A 14,275-nucleotide genomic window follows, 5' to 3' on the forward strand; every position below is an offset into this window, starting at 1 on the left:
GCCCGGCGGTCACAGCATCGAAGACCGGCACGCGCTAAAGTTAACGAGCACGTCATTCACCCCTAAGGAGGGCCGTTGGGACTTTTGGAAACCGTCAAGGATCCACGGGACCTGGCCAAACTGTCCAGCAATGAGCTGGAGCTGCTGGCCGCAGAGATCAGGGCATTCCTGATCACCAACGTTGCCGCCACGGGTGGACACCTTGGCCCCAACCTGGGCGTTGTGGAGTTGACCCTCGCCGTCCACAAGATTTTTGAGTCCCCCAAGGACAGCATCATTTTTGACACGGGGCACCAGTCCTACGTGCACAAACTCCTGACAGGCCGCCAGGACTTCAGCACCCTCCGCCAGCAAGGTGGCCTCTCCGGCTACCCCGAGCGGGCAGAGTCAGAGCACGACATCGTGGAGAGCTCGCACGCGTCGTCCTCATTGTCGTGGGCAGACGGCATTTCTCGGGCCCGCCAGCTGACGGGCGAAGGCGACCGGTTCGTGGTTGCCGTGGTGGGCGACGGTGCGCTCACCGGTGGCATGACCTGGGAAGCCATCAACAACATTGCGGCAGACAAGCGCCGGCGCGTGGTGATCGTCGTCAATGATAACGGTCGTTCGTACGCCCCCACCGTCGGCGGCCTCGCGGACTACCTCGCATCGTTGCGTCCCACCATCGACTCCCTGCGCACCGCTCCGGCCTACGAGGGCATGCTGGACTGGTGGAAGAAGAAGCTGCAGAACGGTGGCCCCGCCGGACAGTTCACCTACAAGAGCCTCCATGCCATGAAGAAGGGCATTAAGGACTGGTGGGCGCCGCAGGGCATGTTTGAAGATCTGGGCATGAAGTACATCGGGCCGGTTGATGGTCACAACCTGCAGGCCATGGAAAATGCGCTGAATACAGCCAAGGCCTACGGCGGCCCCGTCATTGTGCACGCCATGACGGAAAAGGGCCATGGATACGCTCCCGCCCTGGCCAACGAAGCCGACCAGTTCCACGCCGTGGGCATCATCGACCCTGAAACGGGCGAGTCCACGGAAATGCCCGGCGCAAGGTCCTGGACCTCCGTATTCGCTGAGGAGATCGCGGACATCGCGGATGAACGCCCGGACATCGTGGGCGTCACGGGTGCCATGTTGATCCCCGTGGGCCTGCACAAATTTGCCGAACGCCATCCGGAACGGGTCATCGACGTCGGGATTGCTGAGCAGCACGCGCTGACTTCAGCGGCCGGCATGGCCTTCGGTGGCTTGCACCCGGTGGTCGCCGTCTACGCCACATTCCTGAACCGCGCTTTCGACCAGTTGCTCATGGACGTTGCCCTGCACAAAGCAGGTGTCACCATCGTGCTGGACCGCGCCGGGGTCACCGGCCCGGATGGTCCCAGCCACCACGGCATGTGGGACATGGCCATGGTCCAGATTGTGCCTGGGCTCCACTTGGCGGCGCCCCGCGACGCAACCAGGCTCCGCGAGGAGTTGCGTGAGGCCGTGGCCATCAATGATGCCCCCACTGTTGTCCGTTTCTCCAAGGGCAGTGTTGGATCCGAGATTGAGGCCATTGAGCGCCTTCACGACGGCGTGGACATCCTGGCGCGAAGGCCTGAGGGTTCCACCGAAAATGATGTGCTGATTGTCAGCGTGGGAGCCATGTCCGAGATCGCTTTGGACGTTGCCGCCCGCCTTGGTGCCCAAGGCATCAGTTCCACGGTGGTGGATCCGCGGTGGGTCCTCCCCGTCCGGAAATCCATTGTTGCCCTGGCTGCCCGCCACCGGCTGGTCATCTGCATCGAAGACGGTGTCAGGGCGGGCGGCGTGGGTTCACGCATTCGCCAGGAGATGCGTGCCGCAGGCGTGGATACTGCGCTGAACGAGGTTGGCCTTCCCGTCGAATTCCTCCAGCATGGTTCCCGCAGCCAGGTCCTCGAGCGTGTGGGCCTGACGGCGCAACAGATCACCCACGACGTCGTCGCCCAGGTTTTGGGGACCAAGGTGCCTTTCGCCAGGCCCTTGCCTGGTCAGGAGCACCCCACCACCGGCAGTCTGCCCACCTTGTGAGTGCGGCTCGCGAGCCGGGCGCGCTCCAGCCCGGTGACCTTGTTGTGTCAAGGAACCGGAAGTGGGACGGCACGGCGCACTGGGTTGTTCCGGGCAGGTACCTCGGCGAGGACATTCACGGTTGGTGGATCTTCCAAGGCGCGGGGGAGTTCTGCTCCCGCCCCGGGGCGGCGTTCTACACTGCCTCCGACGCAATCCTCCTGGTGCCGCGGACGGGGGAGTACGTGGCGACTTTCTACGACGATACCTATCCGGGAGACTTCAGGATCTACGTGGATCTGGCCATTGCCCACTCGTGGAAACCCATCAAACCGGATGTCACTGAGTTCCACATGATCGACATGGATCTGGATGTCATTCGATCCACTGCCCGCGGCGTTTTCGTGGACGACGAGGACGAGTTCGACGACCACAGGGTCACGATGTCCTACCCACCGGAGCTGGTGGACGTTCTTCGTGCAGAATGCGCGGGACTTGTGGAAGCAGTAGAGAACATGAAACCACCATTCGACGTCAAGGGTGCTGAAAGTACCAGCGCGGAATGGTTCAGGAAGGGACGGGCATGAGCGGCATCATCCGCATGTACAAGCGCGACGAAGAGGGAACCCTGCACTTTCGCGAGGCGTGGTTCGACGACGACGATCACCAGTTTGTGATCAACCACGGCGTTGTAGGCCACCAGAGCAAAACGGACGAAACCGATGTTGCGGATGCCTCCGCGGTGGACGGTCTGATGGCCGCCTTTGCCGCGCAATGCGAGGAAGATGGCTACGCGGAAATCCCGGAGTCCGAACAATTCCTGGTGGTGGCGCAGTTGGCCTTGAAGACCAAGGACGGTACAGAGCGCGACCGCCACCTGGAACGCAAAGCCAAGACGGCACTGACCGGCGAGCTGGCGTGGCGCGGCCTGGGCATCGTTGAGGGATCAGAGATTGGTAACTACCACCTCAACATCTTCTGCGTCTGCCCCGACGTCAACAAGGCCGTGAACGCCATCAAGATCTGCGTGCGGGGCGAGGACCTGGACTACACCAAGCTCACCGTAGCTGTGGCGCCCAAGAGCGATCCGGCGGCCTTTAAGATTAAGCACTCGCCCAAGCAGGGTGTGGGCTTTACCCTCTAAGTACCATCCATCGCACTCGGAAGGGACATTCCCATGGCTTCCAAAAGCAACTGGCCCGGTCACACGCCACTGCCGAAAGGCCTGGCAGCGCCAGCCAGACGCGCGTTGGCTCACGAGGGCATTGAGACCTTGGAACAGCTGGCCGAGTTCGGCGGAGCGAAGGCCACCAAACTGCATGGCATGGGGCCTGTGGCGATTGCCCAACTCGAGGATGCCATGGAGGAATCAGGGATCGCCTACGGGAGTGTCCAGCCGTAGCCCTTTTTCTGTTGCCCGGGGTTACTAAGTGGCCGGGCCCGCCATATAGGCTGAAGCCATGACTGAATACCGACGCCTTGGCCATTCCGGATTGACTGTCTCAGCTGTTGGTTTGGGGTGCAACAACCTTGGCCGCGCCAACACGCCCACCGAATCCCAGGAGGGCACGGACGCCGTAGTGCATGCCGCCGTGGATGCGGGGGTGACCTTCTTCGACGTCGCCGACGTCTACGGCCGTGAGCCGGGCCTGAGTGAGGTCATGCTGGGCAAAGCCCTCAAAGGCCGGCGGGACGACGTCGTGATCGGAACCAAGTTCGGTATGGATATGGGCGGTGCCAATGGACGCGACTTCGGCGCCCGCGGCTCACGCCAATACATCATCAAAGCTGTGGAGGCTTCCCTGCGCCGCCTGGACACAGAGTGGATCGACCTCTATCAGTTCCACACTCCTGACCCGCTCACGCCCATTGACGAGACATTGGCGGCCTTGGATGATCTGGTCACCAGCGGCAAGGTCCGCTACTTGGGCCACTCCAACTTTGCCGGCTGGCAGATAGCGGAAGCTGAGTACGTGGCCCGTCAGGTTGGCGGAGCCCGGTTCATCTCCACCCAGAACCACTACAACCTGCTGGACCGTCGCGCAGAACTTGAAGTGGTTCCTGCGGCAAACGCCTTCTCCATGGGAGTTTTGCCGTACTTCCCCCTGGCCAACGGACTGCTGACGGGGAAGTACTCGGCGGGTCAGGCCCCTGAGGGTTCCAGGTTGAGCCACACCCGTACCAACTTGGTTGACGACGCTGACTGGGATCAGTTGGGACGGTTCGGGCAGTTCGCCAAGGATCGCGGCATTACCGAATTGCAGCTCGCCTTCTCATGGTTGGCTGCACAGCCCGGCGTCGGCAGTGTCATCGCCGGAGCTACCCGCCCCGAGCAGATCCGCCAGAATGCTGAAGCCGTCTGCTGGGTGCCTACCCAGGAGGACCGCGACGAGTTGGACCAGATCTTCCCCCGCGCGCCGAAGGTAGCCCTCTTCTAGCCCTCTCTCACATCCCGCGGGTTCCAAAGCGTCCCTCTCTCACATAATCGGCCTAAAACCGGAACGCTCTCTCACCAAGGTGAGAGAGCGTTCCGGTTTATGCGTCGGGATATGAGAGAGCGTTCCGGTTTATGCGTCGGGATATGAGAGAGCGACGGGTTTTAGGCCGGGGCGGATGCCACGCCGGGGGCGAGGAACCGCTTCCCGTTGACCCGCTCGGAAGCACCAACACGGTCCAGGTACGGCGTGATGCCGCCCAGGAACATCGGCCATCCCGCACCCATGATGACGCAGAGGTCAATGTCTTCCGGCCCCGCTACAACGCCCTCTTCCAGCATGAGGCCAATCTCTTCGGCCAGGGCGTCCTGTGTCCTGCGAAGGACTTCCTCGCGGGTGGAGGGGGTATCGCCGAAGGACATCACTGCCAAGGTCTCTGCGGGGATGGTCTGCTTTCCATCCGGTCCCTGGACCCAGAGCGACTTCACTCCGTTGTCAATGAGCTTCTGCAGGTTCTGCGAGACGGGGAAGCGGTCTCCGAATGCCGCGTGCAGTGACTCCTGGACGTGTTGGGCAACCGGAAGGCCCACCATCGCGCTGAGGGTGAAGGGTGACATGGGAAGTCCCATGGGCCGCAACGCGGAGTCGGCCACCTCGGCCGGCGTTCCTTCGTCGAAGGCTGCAATGACTTCACCCATGAGGCGCAGGAGGATGCGGTTCACCACGAAGGCCGCAGCATCCTTGACCAGAACTGCTGTCTTCTTCAAGCCCTTGGCCAGTTCGAAGGCGGTGGCCAGGACGGCGTCGTCTGTCTTGGGCGCCCGGACGATTTCCAGAAGCGGCATGACGGCAACCGGGTTGAAGAAGTGGAAACCCACCAGGCGTTCGGGGTGTTCCAGGTCTTCAGCCATGGCGGTGACGGACAACGAGGACGTGTTGGTGGCCAGGATGCAGTCAGGAGAGACAATCGATTCAACCTCGGCGAATACCTGCTTCTTGATGTGCAGTTCCTCGAACACGGCTTCAATGACGAAGTCGGCATCGGCGAAGACTTCCTTGGAAACAGAGCCGCTGACCAACGCCTTGGTTCTGTTGGCGGCGTCTGCCTTGATCTTCTTCTTGGCGAGCATCTTGTCCACTTCCGCGTGGACGTAGGCAACTCCCTTGTCCACCCGGGCCTGGTCAATATCGGTCATCACCACGGGAACTTTGAGTTGCCGTGCGAAGAGCAGCGCCAATTGGCTGGCCATGAGGCCGGCGCCCACCACACCGATCTTGGTGACCGGACGTGCCAGCTTTCTGTCAGGGGCACCAGCGGGACGCTTGGAGCGCTTCTGCACAAGGTCCAGGAATGCGTAGACCGTGGAGCGGAACTCATCGGTCTGCATCAATCCGGCAAGTGTCTGGCATTCGAGTTCTGCAGACTCTGCCTGGGTCATGGTCCTGTTGGCTTCCATGACGTCCAGGACTTTCGCCGGGGCAGGGGAGGCGTTGGAGGTCTTGGCCTCAACAAAAGCACGTCCGGCAGCAACGGCAGCCGCCCAACGCTCACCGGTTGCCTGGTCCGTGGCGTCCACGGCGTTGGACCGTTCCGGCACAACCTTCCCTGTGATGACGTCGGCTGCCCAGGCAAGGGACTGCTCCACGAAGTCGGCGGGTTCGAACATCGCGTCAGCGACGCCGAGCCCATAGGCTTGGGGGCCGTTCAAGGTGCGGTTGTTGCTGAGCGGGTTCTCGATCATGACCTTCACCGCATTCTCGGGCCCGATCAGGCGCGGCAGGATGTAGACGCCGCCCCAGCCCGGCACCAGGCCGATGAATGCTTCCGGGAGGGCAAGGGCCCCGGCTCCGGTGGAAACAGTCCTGTATGTGGACTGCAGCGCAATCTCCAGGCCACCACCCAGGGCCAGTCCGTTAATGAAGGCGAAGGTGGGGACGCCGAGGTCCGCCAGGTCGGCGTACACGGCGTGGCCCAGCTGCGCCATCCACAGGCCATGCTCGCGTTCTTTGAGGGTTTTCACCGCGGACAGGTCAGCGCCGGCTACCAGGAAGTAGGGCTTGCCGGTGACGCCTGCGCCCACGATTTCGCCCCGTGCTGCACGCTCTTTGAGTGTCTTCAGGACGCCGCCCAATTCAACCAGCGTGTTGGGACCCAGGGTGGTGGGCTTGGAGTGGTCCAGCCCGTTGTCCAACGTGATCAGCGCGAACGTTCCGGCGCCGCCCGGGAGCTGGATGTCCTGCACGTAGGAGTGGGTGATCACTTCATCGGGGAAAAGGGCGGCGAGCTTGTGGAAATCGTCGGCGCTCATGCTGCGGCTCCTTCGGTGGTGGTGTCGTCGGCGGTGGAGGATGCGTAATCGGCGTGGTGGGGGTTTTCCCAGATGACCGTGGCACCCATACCCAGCCCAATGCACATGGTGGTGATGCCATAGCGGACTGACGGGTCTTCCTCGAACTGCCGGGCGAGCTGGTTCATCAGGCGAACACCGGACGAGGCCAGGGGATGCCCGACGGCGATCGCGCCACCGTAGCGGTTAACCCGGGGGTCGTCGTCGGAAATGCCGAAGTGGTCCAGGAAGCTGAGGACTTGGACCGCGAAGGCTTCGTTGATTTCAAACAGTCCGATGTCCTCGATGCCCAGTCCGGCATTCTTGAGGGCCTTTTCCGTCGCGGGAACCGGGCCGATGCCCATGACTTCAGGCTCGACGCCGGCAAAGGCGTAGGAGACCAATCGCATCTTGACCGTCAGGCCAAGTTCGCCGGCGGCTTCTGCCGATGCCAGCACGGCTGCCGTGGCGCCGTCGTTCAGTCCTGCCGCGTTGCCGGCGGTGACCCGGCCATGGGCACGGAACGGAGTCCGCAATTCGGCCAGGTCTTCCACCGTGGTTCCCGGGCGGGGCGGCTCGTCGGCGGTGTGCAGCATCCAGCCCTGTCCGGGCTTCATGGTTGCGACCGGGACGAGGTCGTCCTGGATTTGGTCCTTGGTGTAGGCGGCGGCGAGCTTGGCCTGGGAGGCGGCAGCGTAGGCATCCGTGCGCTCTTTGGTGATGGCCGGGAAGCGGTCGTGCAGGTTTTCTGCCGTGTTGCCCATGTTCAGGGCGGCGGGGTCCACCAGGCGTTCCGACATGAAGCGGGGGTTCGGATCAGCTCCGGCGCCCATGGGGTGGTTGCCCATATGTTCAACACCACCGGCGATGACCACATCGTAAGCGCCAAAACCGATGCCGCTGGCCGTCGTCGTGACCGCTGTCATGGCGCCTGCGCACATGCGGTCGATGGCGAAGCCGGGTACCGAGCGGGGGAGTCCGGCCAACAGGGCCGCCGTGCGGCCGATGGTCAGGCCTTGGTCCCCGGTTTGGGTGGTGGCGGCAATGGCGACTTCGTCGATGCGCTCTGCGGGCAGTGAGGGGTTGCGGCGCATCAATTCCCGGATGCACTTCACCACGAGGTCGTCGGCACGGGTGCCTGCGTAGATGCCCTTCTCGCCGGCCTTGCCGAACGGGGTGCGGACGCCGTCAACGAACACGACGTCGCGGACGGTCCTCTGGGCGGTGCGTGATGGACTCATGTGATTACTCCTCGTTGAGACATGGAGGCGGATCCCGCTGGGTGTCCGTTGTGCCTTGATGCTATGTTACTCATCGGTAACATAGCATGCAAGGCCGCTTGGCGGTCAAGCCGACGGATGTGGGGGCGAAACAAATGGCCCGCCACGCGAACAATGGTTCGCGCAACGGGCCATGACCTTCCGGCAGGGCATCAAGACTGTTGCTGCACCGCTTGGGAGGGAGCCTCTTTGGCTTTGGACTCCTTGGGCGGAAGCGGCTGGGGGTTCAGGCAAGCCTCGGTGAGGACGGGGGCCGCCACCTCGATCTGCCATTCACGGGCTCCCAGGCTCCGGAGTTCGTTGCTGACGCTGTCGAGCGTTACCTCGGCTGGTGGGCGCCACATGACCCGCCGCAGGTAGTCCGGTGTGAGCAGGTTTTCCACGGGCAGGTTGAGTTCGTCCGCCTTGGCCTGGAGGGCTGGCCGCGCGGTGGACAATCGTGCTGCTGCCTCGGGGTCACGATCGGCCCAGACCCGTGGAGGCGGCGGGGCGTTGGTGGGCAGGTGCAAGGGTGGAAGGTCCGTGATGGTGCGTGCGGCCGTGATGCAGCGCAGCCAGCGCGGCGCTTCGCGTTGGGCTGAGCGGCCGTGAAACCCCTTGGTGGCCAGCAACTGGGGAACCGTGGTGGGCATGGCCTTCGCTGCTGCCACCAGTGCCGAGTCGGGGATGAGCCGGCCGGGTGCAACATCGCGTTTACGGGCCAGCTGATCGCGTTCCTGCCATAGCTCCCGCACCGCTGCCAACTGCCGGCGGTCCCTGACCTGGTGCAGGCCGGACGTCTTCCGCCACGGCTCAACCCGGGGAGGGGAGATTCCGGCTGCCAGGATGCCAGCGAATTCCTGTTCCGCGAAGTCGAGTTTGCCGTCCGCCTCCAGAAGTTCGATGAGCTCTTCACGAAGTTCGGCCAGGACCTCAACGTCCAGGGCGGCGTAGCGGAGCCAGGGCTCGGGCAGTGGGCGCGTGGACCAGTCGGCGGCGGAATGCTCTTTGGCCAGGCCAAAGCCCAGGAGTTGTTCAATGACGGCAGCGAGGCCAACGCGCGGCAGGCCTGCCAAGCGGGCAGCCAGCTCGGTGTCGAACAGTTTGTCCGGCCACATGCCCAGCTCTGACAAGCAGGGAAGGTCCTGGGTGGCGGCGTGGAGGATCCACTCGACGCCACGGAGGGATTCGTCAATGATTTTCAGGTCATCAAAGGGCTCGGGATCAATCAGCCAGGTTCCTGCGCCTTCCCGGCGGATCTGCACCAGGAAAGCCCGTTGTCCGTAGCGGAAGCCGGAGGCGCGTTCTGCGTCAACTCCTGCCGGCCCTGTGCCGGCGGCAATGGCGGCCGCGCAGCGTTCCAGTCCAGCCGGCGTGTCGATCACCGGGGGTACGCCTTCGCGTGGTGAATCAAGCTCAATGATCTCAGGGACGTGGCTGTCGAAGCCATCTACCTTGATGTGGGTGGTGGGATCAGCAGCCGGATCGCCGGCCGTGGTGTTTTCCGGATTTTCAGGGGTCATGGTTGCCTCAGTTTACCGATACCGGTCAAGGCAGGGCGCATTCGCGGGCGCCTGGTGGCAGGAAATGGTCAATTGAGCCTCCTGTTGGGCAAGCCGGTGACGCCCGGCGGCAGAGGGGGGAGTCCGGCAAACGTGCAGACCATGTCGGACCAGGCTTCGAGGTGCGCCTGCACATCAGCGCTGGCGGGTGTCCATGATGCCCGCAGCTCAATGTCGATGGTGTCGGGCCGCTCGGCCAGCGTCCCAAAACTTTCCGAAAGGATGCGGGTGGCCGTTCCTCCGGCTGCGCGGTGTGGCGCAGCGTGGCCTTCCAAGGCGTCCACAAGCCAGGTCCAGGCAACGGAACCCAGCATTGAGTCGTTGCCCATGTCGGCATCGAGTTGCGCCCTGATGTAGGTGACTATCCGGAACTCGCCTTCCCACACTGCCGAGCCGTCGGGGTCGTGGAGCAGAATGAAACGGCCGGTGGCCAGTTCGTCGTCGTCATCGGCGGCCGGGCTGGTGTGGCTCTTGGCAAACGCTTTGGCTGCCGGACCGTGGACGGGCACTTGGCGGGTGGCGGCAGTGGGGCTGAAGACTTCGGCTCCCATGGCGACGGCGTAAGGGGCCAAGCGGGCCGGCGCGGGGATCTCCTCCAGCCGCAGTTCGCTGCGGCACTGTGCTTTTCGTAGGGTTCCCAGGGCGAAGAGAAAATCCGCGGGAACCTGTGCGAGGGCGTTCACCTTCGCAGATTATGCGTCCGGGGCGGCGTTTCTGTGCAGGCACGCCGCCCCGCGACACAAGGGTTATGCGGTATGCAGTTCCTTCTTGATGCCCGCAACGAACGCATCGATGTCGTCCTCGGTGGTGTCGAACGAGCACATCCAGCGGACTTCGCGGCGGGCAGCGTCCCAATCGTAGAAGGCGAAGGACCCGCGCAGGCGGTCGGCGACGCCGGGGGGCAGGATGGCGAAGACACCGTTGGACTGTGTCGCTTGGGTGGGCTCCACGCCGTCGATCGCTTCCACTGCCGTCCGTAGCCGGGCTGCCATGGCGTTGGCGTGGGCGGCGGAGCGCAACCACAGCCCGTCCTCCAGGAGTGCGATGAACTGTGCCGAGATGAAGCGCATTTTCGACGCCAACTGCATGTTCATTTTGCGCAGGAACTTCAGGCCATCCGCAGCTTCGGGGTTCAGGGCCACCACCACTTCGCCGAAGATCAAGCCGTTCTTGGTCCCGCCGAAGGAGAGGATGTCCACACCGGCATCGCGGGTGAATTCCCGCAGGGGAACGTTCAGGTGTGCCGCGGCGTTGGCCAGCCGTGCCCCGTCCATGTGCAGCTTCATGCCCTTGGAATGTGCGTGGTCCGCAATGGCCCGCACTTCCTCCGGCGTGTAGCAGGTGCCCAGTTCAGTTGTCTGGGTGATGGACACTGCCAGCGGCTGTGCGCGGTGTTCATCGCCCCAGCCCCAGGCTTCCCTGTCGATGAGTTCCGGGGTGAGCTTGCCGTCGTCGGTGGGTACCTGGAGCAGCTTGATGCCGCCGACGCGCTCCGGGGCGCCGTTCTCGTCCATGTTGATGTGCGCCGTGGATGCGCAGATCACAGCACCCCATCGGGGCAGCAGGGACTGCAGCGACAGCACGTTGGCGCCGGTGCCGTTGAAGACAGGGAAGCATTCGATGCCGGCACCGAACTGCTGTTCCATGACTTCCTGCAGCCGGGCGGTGTAAGCGTCTTCGCCGTAGGAGACCTGGTGGCCTCCGTTGGCAGCGGCCAATGCCGCAAGGATTTCGGGATGGACGCCGGAGTAGTTGTCCGATGCGAAGCCCCGCTTGTTGGGGTCGTGCAAAGGGCTCTGCTGGGCGTCACGGCCGCTGTGGACCGTCTCTGTTGTGGTTGTCACGTTGTGGTTCACGCTTTCAAGTCTATTTGGCCAGCAGGATGCGCTGGCCGTTGAGCTGGGCGGCGGGTTGGGTGAAGAGTTCGACGACGGCACTCGCCAGGTCTTCGACGTCCGTGTAGCCGGGGAAGCGCCGTTCCGGGTTCTTGAGCCGCATGGCCGGATCCACCAGGGCCTTGACGACCAAAATCACGGCTGCGCTGGATTCCTGGCTGTCTGTCGACTGGCTGTCTGTCGACGTGCTGTCATTCGACGCGGAGCGGCGGAACCCGTCGGCGATGGACAGGGTCCACGCCTCAGCTGCGCTTTTCGCGGCAGCGTAACTGGCCGTCGCGGCGGTGGGAGCAGAAGCGGTGGTGGAGGAAACCATGGCAAAGCGACCGTTGGGTGACTTCTCCAACTGGCCGTAGAACACGCGGGACACATTGCGGAGGGTGGTCACAGCACTGCGTTCCATGGCCTGCCAGTCGTCGTCGGACTGGTCCTCAATTCCCTTGGCGCCGCGCCAACCGCCAACGAGGTGGATGACCCCGTCGACGCCCCCAATGCCGCGGTCCTCAAGGGTGCGTGCCAGTTCCTGCACGGATTCCAGGCTGGCGAGATCGCTGACCATCGGTTCCACGCCCCCACCCGCTTCGGCAGCTGCTGCCTGGATACGGGCGGGATCGGAGCCAACGGTCAGGACGCGGTGTCCGGCAGTGGCCAGCGCACGGGCGGCAGCAACGCCCGAAGCGCTGCTGCCTCCCGTGACCAGGACAGTCAATGCGGTCATCAGGCCGCCGTCGAACCAGTGATGCCGGTGGTGGACTCAATCACGGGGCGCATCTTCTTCTCCAGTGCTTCGTAGAACATGGACAGCGGGAACTCATCATCCAGCACCTGGTCGGTGAGTCCGCGCGGCGGGCCATCCAACGGCAAGGCTTCGGGGCCCTTGGCCCAGACGGATGCCGGGTGGGGGGTCACGGTGCTGGAGATGAGTTCGTAAGCTGCCAGCCAGTGCGCAGCCTTCGGGCGGTCAATGGAGCGCCAGTACAGTTCCTCGATACGGGCGCCGAGCTCCACAACTACATCAGCAGCGTTATCCCAGTCAATGGAGAGCTTGCTGTCCGTCCAGTGCAGGACGTGGTTCTGGTGCATCCAGGCGAAGAGCAACTGTCCGCCCAGGCCGTCGTAGTTGCGGACCCGGCTGCCGGTGATGGCAAAGCGGAAGATGCGGTCAAAGATCACTGCGTACTGCACCAGCTTGGCGTGCTTCCGGGCATCCGGATCAGCGTTCTCATCTTTTTCGATGCGGACTGATTCCCGGAACGCCGTGAGGTCGCACCGGAGCTCTTCAAGGGAGTACAGGAAGAAGGGCATGCGCTGCTTGATCATGAATGGATCGAAGGGCAGATCTCCACGCATGTGTGTCCGGTCGTGGATCAGGTCCCACATCACGAAGGTTCGCTGTGTCAGGTCCTGGTGGTCGATCAGCTGGGCGGCATCCTCCGGCAGCTGGAGTGAGGTGGTCTCCGCGGCTGCCTTGAGGACCCGGCGGAAACGGGCAGCTTCGCGGTCGGCGAAAATGGCGCCCCACGTGAACGTGGGGGTTTCACGGACGGCCACGGATTCGGGGAACAGCACGGCCGAGTTGGTGTCATAGCCGGGGGTGAAGTCGATGAACCGAATCGGAACAAACAGCTTGTTGGAATAATCGCCCGCTTCCAGGCCGCCGATGAACTCCGGCCAGATGACCTCGATGAGGACAGCCTCGACGTACCTGTTGGTGCTGCCGTTCTGGGTGTACATGGGGAACACCACCAAGTGCTGGAGACCATTGATCCGCTGCTCCTGGGGCTGGAACGCCAACAGGGAGTCAAGGAAATCAGGAACTCCGAAGCCGGTGGAGACCCAGCGCTCGAAATCCTGGACCAGGAGGTCCAGGTATGCAGAATCGTGGGGGAAGCGCGGTGCCAGCGCGGCAATCGCTTCGGTGATGGCAGCCACGAGTGTGGCGGCTTCGGCATGAATGGCCGGATCGGCAATGGATCCGTCCTGTTCCTGGTGGGCTTGGAGTGCAGTGGCGGCTGCTTTGAGGGAGGTCCAGTCCGCGTCGTCGGCGGTGACGATCTGGTGTGTGGCGGTGGCAAGTGAAGTCATGTGGCTCTGCCCTTTCCGGAGGTGGTGTGCATCTGGATTGAGCGTAACAAGCAAGAAGCATCACTTATTCAAAAAGATGCTGAGGATAAGAAATTCTTGTTCTTGGGGGCTGGGCGATGCCGTTGAGATCCAGCGCCGCGCGTTCAAGGGAGCCGCGCGTTCAAGGGACCAGGGGCGGGACCGGGTGGACCAAGGGCGATGCCGGGCGGACCTCGGGCCCGCCCGGCACTGTCCTAGCTCTGGTCCGGGGTGACCAGGCGGAGGGAAACGGAGTTGATGCAGAACCGCTGATCGGTGGGGTTGTCATAGCCCTCACCCTCGAACACATGTCCAAGGTGTGAGTCGCAGTTGGCGCAACGGACTTCAACACGGTCCATTCCCATGGTGCGGTCATGCAGGTAACGGACAGTTCCGTCAGCCAACGGCGCCCAGAAGGAAGGCCAGCCACAGTGGGAATCAAACTTCTCGCGGCTGGTGAACAGCTGGCTACCACAGGCGCGGCACTGGTAAACACCTTCTGTGTGGGTGTCCCAGTACTCGCCCGTGTAGGGGCGCTCCGTGCCCGCTTGGCGCAGGACCCGGAATTCCTCGGGGGACAACTCTTCGCGCCACTGGGCGTCGCTCTTCTCCACAGGTACCGACGTTGTGTTGCTGGTGTTTTCTGGAGTGTTCATGACTTATGCA

The 14,275-nt window shown here is 63.3% G+C and carries 13 protein-coding genes; 5 read left to right on the forward strand and 8 right to left on the reverse strand.

What is annotated here, in order from left to right; translation table 11 throughout:
- Positions 1-75: 75 nt before the first annotated feature.
- Genes dxs through JOE60_RS07885 form a run of 5 tightly spaced genes read left to right on the forward strand, consistent with a single transcriptional unit; the run spans position 76 to position 4,466 of the window.
- The gene (dxs, locus tag JOE60_RS07865; protein WP_167268994.1) at positions 76-2,049 is read left to right on the forward strand and encodes a 1-deoxy-D-xylulose-5-phosphate synthase; all 1,974 of its coding nucleotides are present in this window, start codon (positions 76-78) and stop codon (positions 2,047-2,049) included.
- Entirely contained in the window at positions 2,046-2,615 is a 570-nt protein-coding gene (locus JOE60_RS07870; RefSeq protein WP_167268992.1) for a DUF402 domain-containing protein, read from the forward strand. Before dxs ends, JOE60_RS07870 begins: the two co-directional genes overlap by 4 nt.
- Positions 2,612-3,172, forward strand: coding sequence for a hypothetical protein (locus tag JOE60_RS07875; protein ID WP_167268990.1), 561 nt, complete (start codon positions 2,612-2,614; stop codon positions 3,170-3,172). Before JOE60_RS07870 ends, JOE60_RS07875 begins: the two co-directional genes overlap by 4 nt.
- Before the next feature lie 33 nt (positions 3,173-3,205).
- Positions 3,206-3,430, forward strand: coding sequence for a helix-hairpin-helix domain-containing protein (locus tag JOE60_RS07880; RefSeq protein ID WP_167268988.1), 225 nt, complete (start codon positions 3,206-3,208; stop codon positions 3,428-3,430).
- Positions 3,431-3,488: 58 nt separating this feature from the next.
- Positions 3,489-4,466 (forward strand): aldo/keto reductase, encoded by a 978-nt coding sequence (locus tag JOE60_RS07885; protein ID WP_167268986.1) that lies wholly within the window; start codon positions 3,489-3,491, stop codon positions 4,464-4,466.
- Positions 4,467-4,627: 161 nt separating this feature from the next.
- Here the strand turns inward: JOE60_RS07885 and JOE60_RS07890 are convergent, their stop codons facing one another.
- From JOE60_RS07890 to msrB, 8 genes are all read right to left on the reverse strand, one after another.
- Positions 4,628-6,772, reverse strand: a complete 2,145-nt coding sequence (locus JOE60_RS07890; RefSeq protein WP_167268984.1) for a 3-hydroxyacyl-CoA dehydrogenase NAD-binding domain-containing protein — start codon at positions 6,770-6,772, stop codon at positions 4,628-4,630.
- Entirely contained in the window at positions 6,769-8,031 is a 1,263-nt protein-coding gene (locus JOE60_RS07895; RefSeq protein WP_167268982.1) for a thiolase family protein, read from the reverse strand. The genes JOE60_RS07890 and JOE60_RS07895 overlap by 4 nt, the downstream gene beginning before the upstream one ends.
- 191 nt (positions 8,032-8,222) lie before the next feature.
- The gene (locus tag JOE60_RS07900; protein ID WP_167268980.1) at positions 8,223-9,572 is read right to left on the reverse strand and encodes an HRDC domain-containing protein; all 1,350 of its coding nucleotides are present in this window, start codon (positions 9,570-9,572) and stop codon (positions 8,223-8,225) included.
- 68 nt (positions 9,573-9,640) lie between these two features.
- Complete coding sequence (locus tag JOE60_RS07905; protein WP_167268978.1) at positions 9,641-10,294, reverse strand: DUF3000 domain-containing protein; 654 nt, start codon at positions 10,292-10,294, stop codon at positions 9,641-9,643.
- A 63-nt stretch (positions 10,295-10,357) separates the two neighbouring features.
- The gene (locus tag JOE60_RS07910) at positions 10,358-11,467 is read right to left on the reverse strand and encodes a threonine aldolase family protein (RefSeq protein WP_336109541.1); all 1,110 of its coding nucleotides are present in this window, start codon (positions 11,465-11,467) and stop codon (positions 10,358-10,360) included.
- A gap of 10 nt (positions 11,468-11,477) precedes the next feature.
- Positions 11,478-12,224: an SDR family NAD(P)-dependent oxidoreductase gene (locus JOE60_RS07915; protein ID WP_167268974.1), complete on the reverse strand. Its 747-nt coding sequence runs from the start codon at positions 12,222-12,224 to the stop codon at positions 11,478-11,480.
- Positions 12,224-13,591 (reverse strand): DUF6421 family protein, encoded by a 1,368-nt coding sequence (locus JOE60_RS07920; protein WP_167268972.1) that lies wholly within the window; start codon positions 13,589-13,591, stop codon positions 12,224-12,226. Before JOE60_RS07920 ends, JOE60_RS07915 begins: the two co-directional genes overlap by 1 nt.
- 233 nt (positions 13,592-13,824) lie before the next feature.
- Complete coding sequence (gene msrB, locus JOE60_RS07925; protein ID WP_167268970.1) at positions 13,825-14,265, reverse strand: peptide-methionine (R)-S-oxide reductase MsrB; 441 nt, start codon at positions 14,263-14,265, stop codon at positions 13,825-13,827.
- Positions 14,266-14,275 lie beyond the last annotated feature (10 nt).

It is taken from the genome of Paenarthrobacter ilicis, assembly GCF_016907545.1.
Classification (GTDB): domain Bacteria; phylum Actinomycetota; class Actinomycetes; order Actinomycetales; family Micrococcaceae; genus Arthrobacter; species Arthrobacter ilicis.

Excerpts from the sequence above, each read along its gene's own strand:
- JOE60_RS07875 (WP_167268990.1), top strand. The coding sequence starts at position 2,612 with ATGAGCGGCATCATCCGCATGTACAAGCGCGACGAAGAGGGAACCCTG.
- JOE60_RS07880 (WP_167268988.1), top strand. The coding sequence starts at position 3,206 with ATGGCTTCCAAAAGCAACTGGCCCGGTCACACGCCACTGCCGAAAGGC.
- JOE60_RS07885 (WP_167268986.1), top strand. The coding sequence starts at position 3,489 with ATGACTGAATACCGACGCCTTGGCCATTCCGGATTGACTGTCTCAGCT.
- JOE60_RS07890 (WP_167268984.1), bottom strand. The coding sequence starts at position 6,772 with ATGAGCGCCGACGATTTCCACAAGCTCGCCGCCCTTTTCCCCGATGAA.
- JOE60_RS07895 (WP_167268982.1), bottom strand. The coding sequence starts at position 8,031 with ATGAGTCCATCACGCACCGCCCAGAGGACCGTCCGCGACGTCGTGTTC.
- JOE60_RS07900 (WP_167268980.1), bottom strand. The coding sequence starts at position 9,572 with ATGACCCCTGAAAATCCGGAAAACACCACGGCCGGCGATCCGGCTGCT.
- JOE60_RS07915 (WP_167268974.1), bottom strand. The coding sequence starts at position 12,224 with ATGACCGCATTGACTGTCCTGGTCACGGGAGGCAGCAGCGCTTCGGGC.
- JOE60_RS07920 (WP_167268972.1), bottom strand. The coding sequence starts at position 13,591 with ATGACTTCACTTGCCACCGCCACACACCAGATCGTCACCGCCGACGAC.
- msrB (WP_167268970.1), bottom strand. The coding sequence starts at position 14,265 with ATGAACACTCCAGAAAACACCAGCAACACAACGTCGGTACCTGTGGAG.